This window comes from Peristeroidobacter soli (assembly GCF_004138485.1).
Lineage (GTDB): Bacteria > Pseudomonadota > Gammaproteobacteria > Steroidobacterales > Steroidobacteraceae > Steroidobacter > Steroidobacter soli.
Genome location: NZ_RYEV01000008.1, coordinates 280,437 through 296,727, shown reverse-complemented (window position 1 = coordinate 296,727; position 16,291 = coordinate 280,437). Strand labels below are relative to the sequence as shown.

Annotated in this window: 8 protein-coding genes; 3 read left to right on the top strand and 5 right to left on the bottom strand. The window is 64.1% G+C overall.

Features of this window, described 5'->3' with window-relative positions; genetic code table 11:
* Positions 1-191 precede the first annotated feature (191 nt).
* The 5 genes from EKO19_RS32450 to rluD form a co-directional block, all read right to left on the bottom strand.
* Entirely contained in the window at positions 192-647 is a 456-nt protein-coding gene (locus EKO19_RS32450) for an FmdB family zinc ribbon protein (RefSeq protein ID WP_129781568.1), read from the bottom strand.
* 88 nt (positions 648-735) lie between these two features.
* Entirely contained in the window at positions 736-3,312 is a 2,577-nt protein-coding gene (gene clpB, locus EKO19_RS32445; RefSeq protein ID WP_175597268.1) for an ATP-dependent chaperone ClpB, read from the bottom strand.
* A gap of 134 nt (positions 3,313-3,446) precedes the next feature.
* Positions 3,447-4,292, bottom strand: a complete 846-nt coding sequence (locus EKO19_RS32440; RefSeq protein ID WP_129781566.1) for a ZIP family metal transporter — start codon at positions 4,290-4,292, stop codon at positions 3,447-3,449.
* Positions 4,293-4,503: 211 nt separating this feature from the next.
* Entirely contained in the window at positions 4,504-5,451 is a 948-nt protein-coding gene (gene pgeF, locus EKO19_RS38970) for a peptidoglycan editing factor PgeF (protein WP_217705749.1), read from the bottom strand.
* Positions 5,452-5,456: 5 nt separating this feature from the next.
* On the bottom strand, positions 5,457-6,431 hold the full coding sequence (rluD, locus tag EKO19_RS32425; RefSeq protein ID WP_129781565.1) for a 23S rRNA pseudouridine(1911/1915/1917) synthase RluD: 975 nt from the start codon (positions 6,429-6,431) through the stop codon (positions 5,457-5,459).
* A gap of 127 nt (positions 6,432-6,558) precedes the next feature.
* On the opposite strand from rluD, the gene EKO19_RS32420 reads away from it, so the two are divergent.
* The 3 genes from EKO19_RS32420 (at position 6,559) to EKO19_RS32410 (ending at position 16,230) form a co-directional block, all read left to right on the top strand.
* Positions 6,559-7,344 carry an outer membrane protein assembly factor BamD gene (locus tag EKO19_RS32420; protein ID WP_157995541.1) on the top strand — a complete coding sequence of 262 codons (786 nt, stop codon included), beginning with the start codon at positions 6,559-6,561 and terminating at the stop codon, positions 7,342-7,344.
* A 492-nt stretch (positions 7,345-7,836) separates the two neighbouring features.
* The gene (locus EKO19_RS32415; RefSeq protein ID WP_129781563.1) at positions 7,837-9,582 is read left to right on the top strand and encodes a ShlB/FhaC/HecB family hemolysin secretion/activation protein; all 1,746 of its coding nucleotides are present in this window, start codon (positions 7,837-7,839) and stop codon (positions 9,580-9,582) included.
* A gap of 78 nt (positions 9,583-9,660) precedes the next feature.
* The gene (locus EKO19_RS32410; protein WP_129781562.1) at positions 9,661-16,230 is read left to right on the top strand and encodes a YDG domain-containing protein; all 6,570 of its coding nucleotides are present in this window, start codon (positions 9,661-9,663) and stop codon (positions 16,228-16,230) included.
* Positions 16,231-16,291 lie beyond the last annotated feature (61 nt).

Here is a 16,291-nt window from a genome sequence, read left to right as displayed (position 1 = left end):
CCCGAGGCGGCGCAAGGCAAGGACTTCCGGGGTCGAGGTGAGAGCCGGGCCGGGTTGGCCGGGCAGGCGCCTTCTGGCGCCGGGGCCGCGCCACCGCTGGCGCGGGGCGCTTTCTACTGGAAATGGGGCGGCGCGACTCAGCCGCCCTGCGATCTCGGAAGCCGATGGCGCAGTTCAGGCGCCCTTGGCAATTACCGCCGCTTGGCCTTCTTCTTCGCCGGCGCGGCCTTCTTCGGCGGCGGGCGCTTGGCCGGAGCTTTGGCGGCCGGCTTCTTGCCCTTGGCAGGGGCGGCGGCCTTGCCGGCGGGCTTCTTGGCACCGGCGGCGGTCTTCACTTCGGCCTTGGACTCGGCCTTCTTCTCAGCCTTGGTCTCGGTGGCCTTGGAGTCGCTGGCGGCGGGCTTGCTGTCCTCGGACTTCTCGGCCGGCTCTTCGCGATCCGCGATGTTGCGCTTGTCCTCGCCCTCGGACTTGAAGTCGGTCTCGTACCAGCCGGCGCCCTTCAGGCGGAACACCGGCGCGGAGATCAGCTTCTTGAGCGTCGGCTTTTTACAGCTCGGGCACTTTTTCAGCGGCTCATCGGAAATCTTCTGCAGGGTCTCGACGTAGAACTTGCAGTTGGAGCATTCGTATTCGTAAAACGGCATGGTTGTTCTCGGTCACAAACGAGGCGACTTCCGCGTCGGCGCATCATAGAGGCCGACGCCGAATCTTCAAGTTGTTGCCGCGATAAAATCAGCCCCGCGCAAATGCCAGCTCGCCGTCCTTGACCGTCACGCGCACCTTCGAGCCGGGACCGAACTCGCCCTTGAGGATGCGCTGAGCCAGCGGATTCTCCAGCTGCTGCTGAATGGCGCGCTTGAGCGGACGGGCGCCGTACACCGGATCGAAACCCGCTTCCGCGAGGCGATCGGTCGCCGCCTGATCCAGCTGCAGCTCGATATCCCGCTCGGCCAGCCGCTTGCGCAGATACGCCAGCTGAATGTCCACGATGGCGCGCAGCTGCTCCCGGCCCAGCGGATGAAACACCACGATGTCGTCCACCCGGTTGATGAATTCCGGGCGGAAATGCTGCTGCACGCTCTCCATCACGGCTTGTTTCATCTGGGCGTAGTTGGCCTCGCCCGACAGCTCCTGGATCGCATGCGAGCCGAGGTTCGATGTCATGATGATCACGGTATTGCGGAAATCGACCGTGCGGCCCTGACCGTCGGTGAGGCGGCCGTCGTCCAGCACCTGTAACAGCACGTTGAACACGTCCGGATGGGCCTTCTCGACCTCATCCAGCAACAGCACCGAGTACGGGCGACGGCGCACCGCTTCGGTGAGATAGCCGCCTTCCTCGTAACCGACGTAGCCCGGAGGCGCGCCGATCAGGCGGGCCACGGAATGTTTCTCCATGAACTCCGACATGTCGATGCGGACCATGGCCTCTTCGGTATCGAACAGGAATTCCGCCAGCGCCTTGCTCAGCTCGGTCTTACCCACACCGGTGGGACCGAGGAACAGGAACGAACCATTGGGCCGATTCGGATCGGACAGGCCGGCGCGCGAACGACGGATCGCATCGGACACGGCGGTCACGGCCTCGCGCTGTCCAACGACGCGCTTGCCCAGCTGCTCTTCCATGCGCAGCAGCTTTTCCTTCTCGCCTTCGAGCATCTTGGAGATGGGGATGCCGGTCCACTTGGACACGACTTCGGCAATCTCCTCATCGGTGACTTTGTTACGCAGCAGCTTCTTCTGGTCCGTCTGCTGTTCAGCCGCCGTGGCCTGAGCGAGCCGACGCTCCAGCTCGGGAATCTTGCCGTACGCGAGCTCGGACATACGCCCGAGGTCCTGGGCACGTCGCGCCGTCTCCAGTTCGAGCTTGGTGCGCTCCAGCTCTTCCTTGATGCCGGCGGCGCTTTGCACGGAGGCCTTCTCCGCCTTCCACACTTCTTCCAGGTCGGAATATTCTTTTTCGAGCGCGCCGAGCTGTTCGTCCAGCGCCTTCAGGCGCTTCTTGGACGCTTCGTCGCTTTCTTTCTTCAACGCCTCGCGCTCGATCTTCAGCTGAATGATGCGACGTTCGAGCCGATCCATCGCCTCGGGCTTGGAGTCGATCTCCATGCGAATGCGCGAGCCGGCCTCGTCGATCAGGTCGATGGCCTTGTCGGGCAGCTGGCGGTCGGTGATGTAACGATGCGACAGCGTGGCCGCCGCGACGATGGCCGGGTCGGTGATTTCCACGCCGTGGTGAACTTCGTAACGTTCCTTCAAGCCGCGCAGGATGGCGATGGTGTCTTCCACCGACGGCTCGTTCACCAGCACTTTCTGGAAGCGACGTTCGAGCGCCGCGTCCTTCTCGATGTACTTGCGGTATTCGTCGAGCGTGGTCGCGCCCACGCAATGCAGCTCGCCGCGAGCGAGCGCGGGCTTGAGCATGTTGCCGGCATCCATCGCGCCTTCGGCTTTACCGGCGCCGACCATGGTATGCAGCTCGTCGATGAACAGGATGACGCGGCCTTCCTGCTTGGCGAGATCGTTGAGCACGGCTTTGAGCCGCTCTTCGAACTCGCCCCGGAATTTCGCGCCGGCGATCAGCGCGCCCATGTCGAGCGACAGGATGCGCTTGTTACGCAGCCCTTCCGGCACTTCGCCGTTGACGATGCGTTGCGCGAGGCCTTCGACGATGGCGGTCTTACCGACGCCGGGTTCGCCGATCAGCACCGGATTGTTCTTGGTCCGACGCTGCAGGACCTGCACGGTGCGGCGGATCTCGTCATCGCGGCCAATGACCGGATCGAGCTTGCCCTGCTCGGCGCGCTCGGTGAGATCGACGGTGTATTTCTCCAGCGCCTGACGGCTTTCCTCGGCGTTGGCGTCGTTGACCTTCTCGCCGCCGCGCAGCTCGTCGATCGCCTGCTCGATGGAGCCCTTCACGGCGCCGGCATTGCGGAGCACCGTGCTGATCGGACCTTTATCTTCGAGGGCCGCGAGCACGAACAGCTCGCTGGAGATGAACTGGTCGCCGCGCTTCTGCGCAAGCTTGTCCATCACGTTCAGCAGACGGCTGAGCTCGTTGGAGACGTGCACTTCGCCGGCCGTGCCTTCGACCTTGGGCAGCTTGTCGAGCGCCTCGCCCAGCTGCGAGCGCAGCAGGTTGACCTTGACGCCGGCCTTGTCGAGCAGGTGTCGGACAGTGCCGCCCTGCTGATCGAGCAGCGCCACGAACAGGTGCGCCGGGTCGATGTACTGATTGTCGCGCCCCACGGCCAATGACTGGGCATCGGCCAGGGCCTGCTGGAATTTGCTGGTGAACTTATCCATTCGCATATGAATTCTTCCCGGGCGCACCCCTGCAATCGGCGCCCTCTAGTTAGCCTGCGATCTGGGAGCAAGGTAGGAGAATTCAACAGGGTTCCGTTCCAGGACACCCCGGAATTGTCCGGGCTGGCTAAGGGTCAGTGCGCCAGGCTATGGCTGACGTAGATCACGGCCACCCCCAGCACGATATACACCAGCTGCCAGACGCCCGAGCCTGGATCGACCTTGCGGTGAAGGCCGGGAATGAGGTCGGCGACCGCAATGTAAAGAAAGCTCGATGCGGCGAGCACGATGGCGTACGGCAACACTCCCTGAACCTGTGCCAGCGCGAAATACGCCGCCACGCCGCCCACCACGGAGGTCACGCTGGTGAGCAGATTGAGGGTCAGGGCGCGCAACGGCTTCATGCCACCGTTGAGCAGGATGGCCAGATCGCCGACCTCCTGTGGGATCTCGTGCGCACACACCGCCATGGCGGTCACGATGCCCAGGTGCACGTCGGTCATGAACGCCGCGGCGATCAGCACGCCGTCGAGGACGTTGTGGAAGCCGTCGCCGATCAGGATGAGCATGGCCGACGCCCGATCGCGGCGCTGGTCATGAGCGCCGCCGTGAGCGTGTGAGTGCGGGTGATGATGGTGCCCGTGGACATGCGCGTGCGGCTCGGGGTTCACGTGAACCTCGCACACGTCGGCATGGCAGTGTCGCCACAGCACCATCTTTTCCAGCACGAAGAAGAGTAAGAGGCCGCCGAGCAAGGTCATGCCGAGCTCGTGTGCTTTGGAAACACCGGCCGCTTCGATGGCATGGGGGAGCAGGCCCAGCAGCGCGGCGCTGAGCAAGGCGCCGGTCGCAAAGCTCACCAGATGCGGAAGAACGCGCGTGCGTACCCGGTCCGGCACGACCAGGAACACGGACGCTGCCAGCGCGCTGAGGAAGCCGCCGATGGCAGTAAACAAAATGATCCAGCCGAGCAGATGCATGTTTTGGAGATCGCTTGCCAGTCACGCCGCAGCAGACTCGCGAGCTAAAAGGCGATGTTGGTTATGACGGGCAGGTTAGCACGCGTGTCAAGCGGGCCGGCCGCGTCCCTGGAGCCCGGCGAGTCCCTGCTCGCCATCGAGCCGGCGATCGCCTGACGATACAAACGTCGATGGTGGCATCGGGGCTGCGTTCGCCGCTTGTCGAAGCGTGCTACCGCTCGAGCCAGACCAGCGTCGCCATCCGGCCGGTGCGGTTCTCGCGGCGGTAAGAGAAGAAACGTTCGCTGTCGGCGAAACATTTGAAGCCGCCGCCGTACACGGCGGTCACGCCGAGCCGCGCCAGTTCGTTGCGAGCCAATTGATACAAGTCGGCCTGCCAGCGGCCGCGTTCGTTGCTGCGAAACGCCGCGGCATTTTCGGCTGCGAGCTTCAAGAACGCCTCATGAACGTCATCGCCGACTTCGAACGCATCCTGCTCGATGGCGGGGCCGAGCCAGGCCATCAGGCTCGACGGCGGTACATCGAGCGCTTTGATCGTCGCGCCCAGGACGCCACCGGCGAGGCCGCGCCAGCCGGCGTGAGCAGCGCCGACTCGCGTGCCGGCGCGATCGCAGAACAGGACGGGTAAGCAATCGGCGGTCATGACGACGCAGACCGCGCCGGCGCCGCGAGCAACGGATGCGTCCGCCGTTGGCGCCACCGGCATCGCGCCTCCGGCGCTCGCCGGGTTTTCTTGGGTGCGGCTACCGCCGCCTTCGCTGATCGAGCTGGCGCCCCTGGCGCCGCTCGAGTTCGCATCCGCAGTGCTCGAACTCGCGCCGGAAACGTTGCTAAAGCTCGCGACTGCCTCCCGGGTCGCATCGACGGCGGTGCTCGACCTCGCATCTGAAGCGTTTCGGGAGCTCGCAGCCACCGTGCCGCCCGTCGCATCCACAACGTTGATGCCGTGAACCTGATTCAGCCAAGCCGGCTCGGGCGGCAATTTGAGCGCGGCTCGTAATAACCGCCGGTTCTCCGCGACGGCCGCAGGCTCGTCGCCCACGTGCGAGCCGAAATTCAGGCTGGAAAACGCCCCTTGGCTCACCCCGCCTGTGCGCAGCGTCGCCGCCGACTTCACATTTGGTGGCGCGGGCCAGTCGGGGGTAATCCAGTCAGCCATGGCTCTCAGCGCCTTTTGACAGCGGCGGCGGCCGCCGTGTCGGTAGCGAGCACGCCCAGCAGATCCTGCATATCGGTCGGCAACGCCGCTTCATTCTCGATCGGCTTGCCGGTGACCGGATGCTCGAACGCGAGCCGGGCCGCGTGCAGCGCCTGGCGCTTGAAGCCGCGCAGGGCTTCGATCAGCTCGGGCGAGGCGCCCTTCGGCAACAGCATGCGGCCGCCGTAAACCTTGTCGCCGACCAGCGGGTAATGGATATGCATCATGTGCACGCGGATCTGATGCGTGCGCCCCGACTCCAACTTCAACCGCACGTGAGTGTGACCGCGAAAACGGGTCACGACCCGATAATGAGTCACCGCCTCACGACCGTTCTGGCGCACGGCCATCTTCAACCGATCGACCGGATGACGATCGATCGGCGCGTCGACCACGCCGCCGCCGGTCATCACCCCGACGCAGACCGCCTCGTATTCGCGCTCCACTTCCCGGGCCTCGATCATGCGCACCAGCGCCGTGTGAGCCTCGACGGTGCGGGCCACGACCATGAGCCCACTGGTGTCCTTATCCAGCCGGTGCACGATGCCCGCGCGGGGGACCTGGGACAGCTTGGCGTCGAAGTGCAGGAGCGCGTTCTGCAAGGTGCCGGCCGCGTTGCCGGCGCCCGGGTGAACGACCAGCCCGGCGGGCTTGTTGAGCACCAGCACGTGCCGGTCCTGGTGAACGATGTTCAGGCCGATCTTTTCCGGCTCGACACTGACCTGATCCGGCAGGGTGGCGTTGATTTCGACGCTCTCCCCGCCCAGCACCTTGTCCTTGGGGCGCAGCCGGGCGCCGTTGACCTTGACCTGGCCGGCCTCGATCCACTCCTTGATCCGGGTGCGGGAATAGCCCTCGAGCAGGTCGGCGAGCACCTGGTCCAGGCGTTGCCCGGCGTGCTCGAAGGGGATGGTCAGCTGGTGGTTTACGGGTTCGGACATCTTGGGGGGAACTGTAGCTATACTCGCCGCCTCCAAGGGGGACGGATTTGAGAATCCGTCCCCGCCACGGCGCTATTGCCGGGCGGCACGAGTACTAGAATCGCTTGCAAAGGGCCTGAATTCTCGCATGCGGATCCTCTTCTTGACCACGGCGGCGCTGCTGGCGCTGAGCCTCAGCGGTTGCGGCAACAAGCCCCGCGAGCAGATCGGCAACGCCGACAAGCTGTACGAGATGGCCAAAAAGGCCTCGGATAACGGCAATTATCGCGACGCCACCCAGTATTACGAGCAGCTCGAGGCGCGCTTCCCGTTCACCAACGCGGCCCGCCAGGGGCAGCTGGACCTGATGTACGCCTATTACAAGAACCGCGAGCCCGAGGCGGCCATCGACCAGGCGGACCAGTTCATCCGCGAGAATCCCGCCCACCCGCGCGTCGACTACGCCTATTACATCAAGGGCCTGGTGCAGTTCGAGCGCAACCCGAACTTCCTGGAGCGCTGGTTCAACGCCGACCTGTCGCAGCGGCCGCCGATCGACGCGCGCAAGTCGTTCCAGTCCTTCCAAACCCTGGTGCAGCGGTTCCCGAACAGCGAATACGCCGACGATGCCCGCAAGCGCATGATCTTCCTGCGCAACCGCCTCGCCTCGTACGAGGTTTATGTGGCCGGCCATTACCTGGAGCGCGGCGCCTACGTGGGTGCGATCAATCGCGCCAAGTACGCCATCGAGAACTACGACGGCTCACCGCAGATCCGCCAGGCGCTGGAGATCATGGCCGAGTCGTATCGCCGCCTCGGCATGACCGATCTCGCGGCCGACACCGAGAAGGTGATGGCCGAGAACTACGCGCAGCTGAACGAGCCGCAGGTCGAGCCCGAACAGCAGAAGAAACATTGGTGGAAGTTCTGGTAACGGCGGGTCAGAAGCTCCACCGCACGCCCCGATTGCCCGCGTCGTTCCTCATCCGATCGGAGAAGTCCGAGTTGTAGTTGAGGAACGCGTTGACCTGCGACGCGATGTCGAAGCTCACGCCCAGGCGTTGGCTGCCGTGGACCGTTGCTATTCTTTTTGTGAGCTCGCGCACAATCCCGCCATCTCGAATCCCCGGTAAGCGAGAGTCGACTCAAGCAGCCCCGCGCTGCTGACATATCGGGACCGAAGTCACAGTTGCATTCGCAGGCCGCTGCGCTGCGCGCAGCGTAGATCGCGCGCCTCATTGCGTGTGACGAAGCCGTCGCATCGGCGCAGCTGTGCTTTCCCCTCGCACACCCTCAGGGTTTTTCCCTAACTAACTGCCGCTAGGGGCCATGGAAAGGTTAAAACCGTACTCAAGTCGCAGTGCGGCACTCATGACGCGCACTAAAAACGCGCCGTCATCAGGAACACCTACGGACGACCGGTTCAATGTCGAACAAGACGACGCGCCTTGCCCCGCACGCTTTTACGTTTCTTCTTTCCAGCCTGCCGTTGCTCGCGCAAGGACAGACGCCGCCGGATGCCGGCCAGATATTGAATGAGCAACAACGGCTGCAACAGCAGCGGTTGAATCGACTGCCGAGCGACGACGTTCCCGCCGAACGTCCGGCGCTGCGCGAGCTCGGTGCGACGCGCGTCACAGTCAAGGAAATCGTGTTCTCCGGCGAACAGCACATCGCCACTCGCGAAGAACTGCAAAAGGTGGTCGCGAACGCGGTCGGCCAGTCGCTCGGCTTCGATGAGCTGCAGGCCCTCGCCGATCGAGTCAGTGCGTATTTGCGTAACAAAGGGTATCCGCTGGTCGGTGCGTATCTGCCGACTCAGGATGTGACCGAAGGCCGCATCGAAATCGCCGTCGTCGAAGGACGGATTCAGCAAGGCGCGAATGGCATCGTGATCCGGCCGGATTCCTCGGTGCGCATGAATCAGTCGCGCTTGCGTGCCATCGCTGAACACGCTGTTGAGCCCGGCAAGCCGGTACGTCAAGGCGACCTCGAACGCGCGGTGCTGCTCATCAACGATCTGCCCGGCATCGCCGCGCGCGGTTCGCTGGAGCGTGGCGATGAAGCCGGCACCAGCCGCCTCGCGCTCACCGTCGCCGAAGCACGCATGCTCACGGGCGGCACGTCGATCGACACATACGGCAATCGTTACAACGGCTCGGAACGAATCAATGCGCGCGTCGGCTTGAACGATCCGCTGCGCATCGGCGATCAAGTTGGGTTGAGCCTGACCAAGTCGGAAGGCCTCGGCAGCGCGAGCGCCGACTACAGTCTGCCGGTGGGCTCGAGCGGCTTGCGCATGGGCGTGGGCTACACCGCGCTCAAGTATGAAGTGCGCGAAGAGCTGCGTGTGCTCGACGCCGAAGGCGATGCGCAGACCGCCTCGATCAACGCCACCTATCCGATCATTCGCAGCCGCGCCACCAGCCTGTGGGGCACGGCGGTTTACAACTACAAGTCGCTGACCGACGAAATGGCCGGCTTCACCGTTCGCGACAAGCGCGTCAACAGTGGCAGCGTGTCGCTGGCCGGCTCGCATCAGGACCGCTTCGGCGGCGCTGGCATCACTCAGGCGTCGCTCGTGTACACCTCAGGCGATCTGGATCTGTCGCGCGTCGCCTATGACAAGGAAGCCGATGCGCTGACCGCGCGCACCGATGGCGGCTTCTCCAAGATAGGTTACGGCCTGGCTCGCTTGCAGCGCCTGACCGATCGCGTCTCGATGTTCGGCGCAATCAACGGCCAGCTCACCAGCGACAACCTCGACTCTTCGGAACGTTTCATTCTCGGCGGCCCCACCGGCGTGCGCGCCTATCCCGTCGGCGAATCCAGCGGCGACAGCGGCTGGGTCAGCACGCTGGAAGTGCGCTACGACGTGCCGTTCTCCAGCAACTGGGGCGAGTTGCAACTGGTCGGCTTCGCCGATCACGGCGAAACCAAGTTGTATGAAAAGCCGTGGACCGGCGCCGTCTACAACATGGACAGCCGCAACAGCTACGGCCTGTCGGGCGCCGGTGTCGGCTTCAATCTGACCGCACAGGGGCGCTACAGCGTGCGCTTCTCCTATGCCGCGGCGATTGGCGACAACCCTGGCCGCAGCGTCACCGGCAAGAATGTCGATGGCCGCGATCAGAACGGCCAGTTCTGGCTGCAGGGTTCGGTGCAACTGTAAGCACCTCCGCGCCAACTCAACACCAATCAACAAACGCGCGGCCCGCGCCGCGCGCCCAAGAAATCGAGAGTTCATATCATGAAGCGTCCTTCCCTGAATCATGTGTATCGCCTGGTCTGGAACGAGCGTCTGAACGCCTGGGTTGCCGTCGCCGAGAACGTCAAGGCTCGCGGCAAGCGCGCGAGCGGCGCGTTGTCGATGGCCGTGCTGATGGCGCTGGGCCTCGCGCCCGCCACACACGCCGCGGATAACGCAGCGTTACCTACCAACGGCCAGATCGTCGCCGGTCAAGGCTCGATCAACGGCCAGGGCAATACCCTCACGATCAACCAGAACAGCAATCGTCTGATCGCGCAGTGGGACACGTTCAACATCGGCAAGGACGCGAGCGTGGTCTTCAATCAGGCCAGCTCGAGCAGCGTCGCGTTGAATCGCATTCTCGATTCCAATCCCAGCGAAATCTTCGGCTCGCTGAGCGCCAACGGTCAGGTGTATCTGGTCAACCCGAGCGGTATCGTGTTCGGCCGCGGCGCGCAGGTGAACGTCGGCGGGCTGGTCGCGTCCAGCTTGAATATCAGCAACGCAGACTTCCTCGCCGGCAATCTGAAGTTCAGCGGCAGCGATGCCAGCGGCGCCGTGATCAACCAGGGCTCGATCACCGCCGCGCACGGTGGTGTCGTTGCCTTCCTCGCGCCGCAAGTAACGAATGAAGGCACCATCACCGCCAACGGCGGCAGCGCCGTGCTCGCGGCCGGCCGCGGCGTGAGCCTGGATTTCGTCGGCGACGGTTTGATCAGTTACAACATCGACGAAGGCACGACGCGCGCGCTCGTTCAGAACGGCGGTTTGGTTCAGGCGGACGGCGGCCTCGCGGTGCTGACGGCCAAGGCCGCGGATGCCGTCAATCAAGCCGTTGTGAACAACACCGGCACGGTACGCGCACAAACGCTCGCGTCGCATGAAGGTCGCATTCTGTTGTTGTCCGACATGGCCAACGGCACGACCGTCAACAGCGGTACTTTGGATGCGTCGGCCCCGACCAGCGGCAACGGCGGCTTCATCGAAACCTCCGCCGCGAACGTGAAGATCGGCGAGAACGCCGTCATCGATACACGCGCCGCGAACGGCGACACCGGCGAGTGGCTGCTCGACCCGAGCGATATCCGGATTCAGGCGAGCGGCGGCACCATGACCGGCGCGACGCTGGCATCCCAGCTCAATTCCACCAACGTCACGCTCGACACCAACGCCGGCACCGGCGGTTCCGGCGACATCATCATCGACGACGTGGTCAACGTGGCGGCCACTACGCCCAATGGCGCCCCGGGCAGCGGCCGCACGCTTACATTGATCGCCAATCGGGATGTCGTTTTCAACGACGCGCTCACCGCCACCTCGGGACGGCTGAATGTCGTGGCGCGGGCCACGCGCGATCTGCTCTTCACCAGCAGCGGCCGCGTCAACACCAACGGCGGCAACTTCACCTTCGGCGTGGCACCGACCACCATCGGCCAGTTCGCAACTGCCACCGGCCGGCACTTCCGGATGGCGGAAGGCAGCTACCTCAATGTCGGCGTCGGCTCGCTGGACATCGTCGTCAGCGGCGACATCGAGCTTGCAACCAACAGCTTACGAGTCACGAGCAGCGGCACGCGCTATCTCGACACCGGCTACACCAACTACGGTTGGAACAACTACCTGCGCCTCAACGCCGGTACTTCCATCACCAGCACCAACACCGACGCCACGCTCGCCGACATTACCGGCATGGCTGACGTGTATCTGCAGTCGGGCACGATCGGCAGCACGCTCAACCCGATCAAGGTCGGCCGCACTTCCTTGGGCAACACGCTCACCGTCACCAACAGCGCCGGCAATTCCTATGTGGACGTGTTGAACGCGAACCAGACGCACGGCTTCAACACCGTCGCGGTCAACATCGGTCATCAGACCAACAGCACCCAGCTGGTAACGCTGGCCGGCAATCTCGACGATCACGGCCACATCCTGATGAACACCGATGGCAGCGGTGTGCTCAACCTGCTGGACAACGACATCGACGCCGCGGGCACGCGCACCAACGTTTCCATCTCGGCCGACGACATCACCTTCGCCAACAACTCGGTGGACGTGGGTCGTCAGGCGTTCAGCGCCGCGGCCGGCACCATGCTCGGCGACGGCACCGACGGCACCGCCGAAGTAATCGGTGGCTCGGTGTCGTTCACCGGCCCCTCGCTGGGCACCCTCGCCCGGCGCCTGGAAGTCGCGGGCGGCGACATCAGCGGCGGCGCCAACACGCTGTACTACTACAACACCGGCGGCAGCACCTTCATCACGTCGGTGGACAACAGCTTCACGTCCGTCAACATGACCAACGTGAAGAACGTCGGCACGCACTCGGTGCTGTTCGCCGACGACCATATCGACTACACCACCGATGGCACGGGCATTTTGTTACCGACCATCACCGTCTCCGCCGGCGCGGATGTGCGTGCGCGCAATCGCGCCATCAGTTTCACGGCCGTGACCGGCGACATCCGCTTCGAAACAGATTCGGTGAATACCGGCGCCGGCTCGATCGCAGCCGTCATCAGCTCCGCCAACGCCGACGGCGGCAGCGGCGATGTGATCCACGCAGTGGGCGCCAAGGACGGTCAGGCTGAAATCACCACCGGCAACGCGTCTTTCTCTGTGTATCAGCCCGGCACCGGCGCGATCTCCAACATCGAGATCGCGCAGGGCCTCGACGCCAGCAACAACTCGCTGAGCGTGGCCACCTACGGCGGCGACGTCGATATCACCGAGCTCGACTCGCATCACTTCAAGTCGCTGTCGTTGACGCTGTATGGCGCGCACCAGAACGGCCAGAACGTGAGCTTCGACCTCGACGGTGACGACGACGTATCGCTCACCGATGGCTCGAGCCTGCTGGTGCTCAACGACACCCGCCTCGCGCTGACCGACTTCGATCGCAACTGGCAGCTGAGCGCCCTCGAGCGCGACGTGCGGATCGACAGCGTCGATCTGGGCAGCGGCAGCTACTACGTGGCCACCCGCGGCATGACCCTGAACGGGGATGTGATGACCGACGGCGGCAACATCACGCTCAGCGCTTCGAACAACAACATCCTGTTGGCGACCTCGGTGCGCATCGACAGCAATGCCGACGACGACGCCAATGCCACGAGCACCGGCGCAGCCGGCAACATTCAGTTGAGCGGCAATTTCTCGGGCACCGGCGCTGGTCGCACGTTGACCGTCGACGCCAGCTCGACGACCGATGCCGGCGGCAGGATCATGCACTTCGGCGACCTCGGCCATCAGGGCGGCGGCTACCTCGGCGGCGTCTACTACAGCACCAAGGGCAGCACCGACACCAACGACGGCAACCTGTATCTCTACGGCACCTCGTTCCTGGTGGACGGCGATTTCACCGCCATCGGCAACACCTCGCTCTCCGCCGGCTCCGACACGATCATCGATACCGAGCAAGGGAACGACGACGATGCCGGCCATATCACTTTCGGCGGTCGCAGCCTGAGCACCTCGCAGTTCGCCGGTTACACGCTCAATACCAGCACCGCCGCCCTGAACGGCAATGCCGGCAACGTCGATCTGGATACACTCGATCACAGCGTGCTCAGCGCCAGAACCTTCGACATCCAGGCGGGGGCCAGCGGCGGCGGCACCGGAGTGAACGGCAACCTCTATCTGCCTGGGATCAATACGGCCGGCACGCTCTACAGCGGCACCCAGACCAATCAGACCTACGGCGGTCAGAACATCTACCTGTACGGCGACCTGCTCACCAACGGCGGCAACATATCGCTGTCCGGGAATACCGTGCTGACACGAAGCGTGCGCCTGGATACCTGGAACGGCGCTGCACCGAACGCGGGCGAGGTGAACTCCAGCGGCATCTCCGCGAATGCGGCCGGCATCGACCTGACGATCGACACTTCCACCACCAGCTACGGCCAGTCCGGCAACACCGTCTATCTCAACTTGAACAATTCAGGTGGCTACACGATCGACGACCTGGTCGTCGACGCTCGCAACCTGGGCTCCGGTGCCTATGATGGAGCGATCGTTTTCCAGTCCGACATCGTCACCAGCGGCAACCAGACTTACTGGGGCGGGCAATTCAACAGCAACAATCGGGCGCTCTCCTCCCCTGGCACCATCTCCATCAGGAACGACGCGATCTATCTCGCGTTCTCGTCGTCCGGTGCCGTCACCGCCAATGAGCTGGTAACACTCGGCGGTAATTTCACCTTCAGTAGTGCCGCGAACCAGGTCAATACACTGGCCGCCGCAGGCGGCAACCTGACCTTCGTCAACAGCGGCGCGCTGACTATCGGCTCCGTCAATGGCACCAACGGAATAAACAATTCCGGCACGGTGCAGATCTCGACGGTGAACGGCGATCTGACGTTGGCTCACAACGTCAGCACCACGAATACGACCGCAACAGCGATCCGGCTGAATGCCGGACGCAGCGCCGCCGCCGGCACTGCCGCCGGTGGGAATATCCTGGTGAACAACGGCGTGTCCGTCACGACAGGCGCCGGTGGTCGCGCCACGCTGTACACCGGCAGTGTCGATGGCAGCACCGGCTTGACTGACCTGGTGGGCTTTGGCTCCGGCAACTTCCGTTACAACAGCGACGAGGTCGCCACGAACTACACCAAGGCGTTGGGCGCCGGCGTGTACGCCATCTATCGCGAACAGCCGACGATCTCTGTTTCCGTAGATGACCTCACTGCGGAGTACGGCAGCACTCCGACGCTCTCCACTACCTTCGTCGACGGCAAGAACGGCGATGCGGGCAGCAACTTCACTTACAGCGTCGGCGGCGCAACTTCGTCGTCGGGCAACTACATTGTCGGCACGCACTCCATCACCGCGACTTCTTCTTCGGGCGCCGCGGAGCTTGGTTACAACGTGAGCGGCACCACCAACGGCACGCTGACCATCACGCCGAAGGAACTGACGGTGTCCGGCATCACTGCCGCCGGTCGCACTTACGACGGCACGACCGACGCATCGCTCGATTACAGCGGCGCGTTGGCCGGCGGCCTGATTGGTGGCGACGTGGTTACGCAGGATTACAGTGGCGCCACCGGTGCGTTCGACGACAAGAACGTGGGCACCGGCAAGCACATCACCATCAACGGCATCACGCTCGGCGGCGCCGACGCTGCAAACTACGCCCTGGCGGGCGGTGTCGGCAGCGGCACCGGCGACATCAGCGCGCGTACGCTCAACGTCGACTTCACCGGCGTCAACCGCGTGTACGACGGCACAACCGATGCAAGCGTCGTTTCCAACGACAATCGCGTCGGCAACGACGTGCTGACGATCAGCCAGATCGCGAGCTTCGGCGACAAGAACGTCGGCACCGGCAAGAACATCTCTATCTCCAACGTCCATCTGACTGGCGACGACGCCGGCAACTACGTGCTGGGTTCGACCAGCGGCTCGGCGACCGGCGATATCACGGTGCGTACGTTGAATGTGGGCTTCACCGGCACCAATCGGGTTTATGACGGCACGACCGGCACGACGGTCACGTCGAGCGACGACCGCGTCGCCGGCGACGATCTCACGATCGACCAGACGGCGGCACTCGTCGACAAGAACACCGGCATCGGCAAGCTCGTGAATGTTTCCAACGTCACGATCGGCGGTACCGACGCGAGCAACTACGCGCTCGCGTCCACTTCCGGAACGACGACGGCGGATGTCACCGCACGCACACTGGTGCTCGGCTACACGGGCGACGGCAAGAAGTTCGACGGCACGCCGCGCGCCGGCGTCATCGTTACCGACAACCGCGTCGCGGGCGACTCGTTGACCTTCGACGTGAACGCGCATTACCCCGACTTCACCGTCGGCGACAATCGCGAAGTGTTGATCGACGGTGTCACGCTGAGCGGCGCGGACGCAGGCAACTACGTCATCGCCAATCCGACCGGCAGCACCACGGCCAACATCGAGCCGGGCCCGATCTCGAACCATATCCTGGCGAGCATCACCAGCCCGCAGTCGACGTTGAACGGCACGAGCAACACCAACATCTACGCCAATAACATCAGCATCGGCGCGGGTGCGGGCAGCGGCTCGCTGATCAAGACCTCGACCAACATCATCGCCGACGATCGTGTCCTCACCCTTCAGGGCGGCTTCACGCTGGATCTCGGCACGAGCCTGCAGAACGTGACGTTGTCGAAGCTCAATAGCCTCTCGACGCTGACCATCGGCGATCGTCCGGCCAAGATCCCCGAGAGCAGCGGCGCCCTGCCGCTGTTCGAGGCTTCCGGCTCGAACGTCCAGCCGAACGGCGCCCTGGAGTTCGTCGACAGCGGCAACACCTTGTCCGTGAGCAGCGTGGCGGGCGGCGACATCTCGAACATCGACCTCAAGGCCACGGGGCCGGTCGCCTCCGGCACCATCAAGCTGGCCGGCGGTCAGACGATCAAGCTGGACACGTCGGTCAGCAACGACAAGATCCTGTCGATCATCGTGCCGAAAGACGCGCCGTCGATGGACAACAACGATCTCGCGGCCGTCGGTGTCGCGATCGCCGTCCAGCAGCTGGACGTGAAGCCGAAGCAGCTGAAGGCGGTGGTGATCAAGAAGCGCTGATCCTGGTGGGAAGCGGTTCCGGCGCGCGCCATGCGCGTCGGAGCCGCGCCGAGATGTCTTC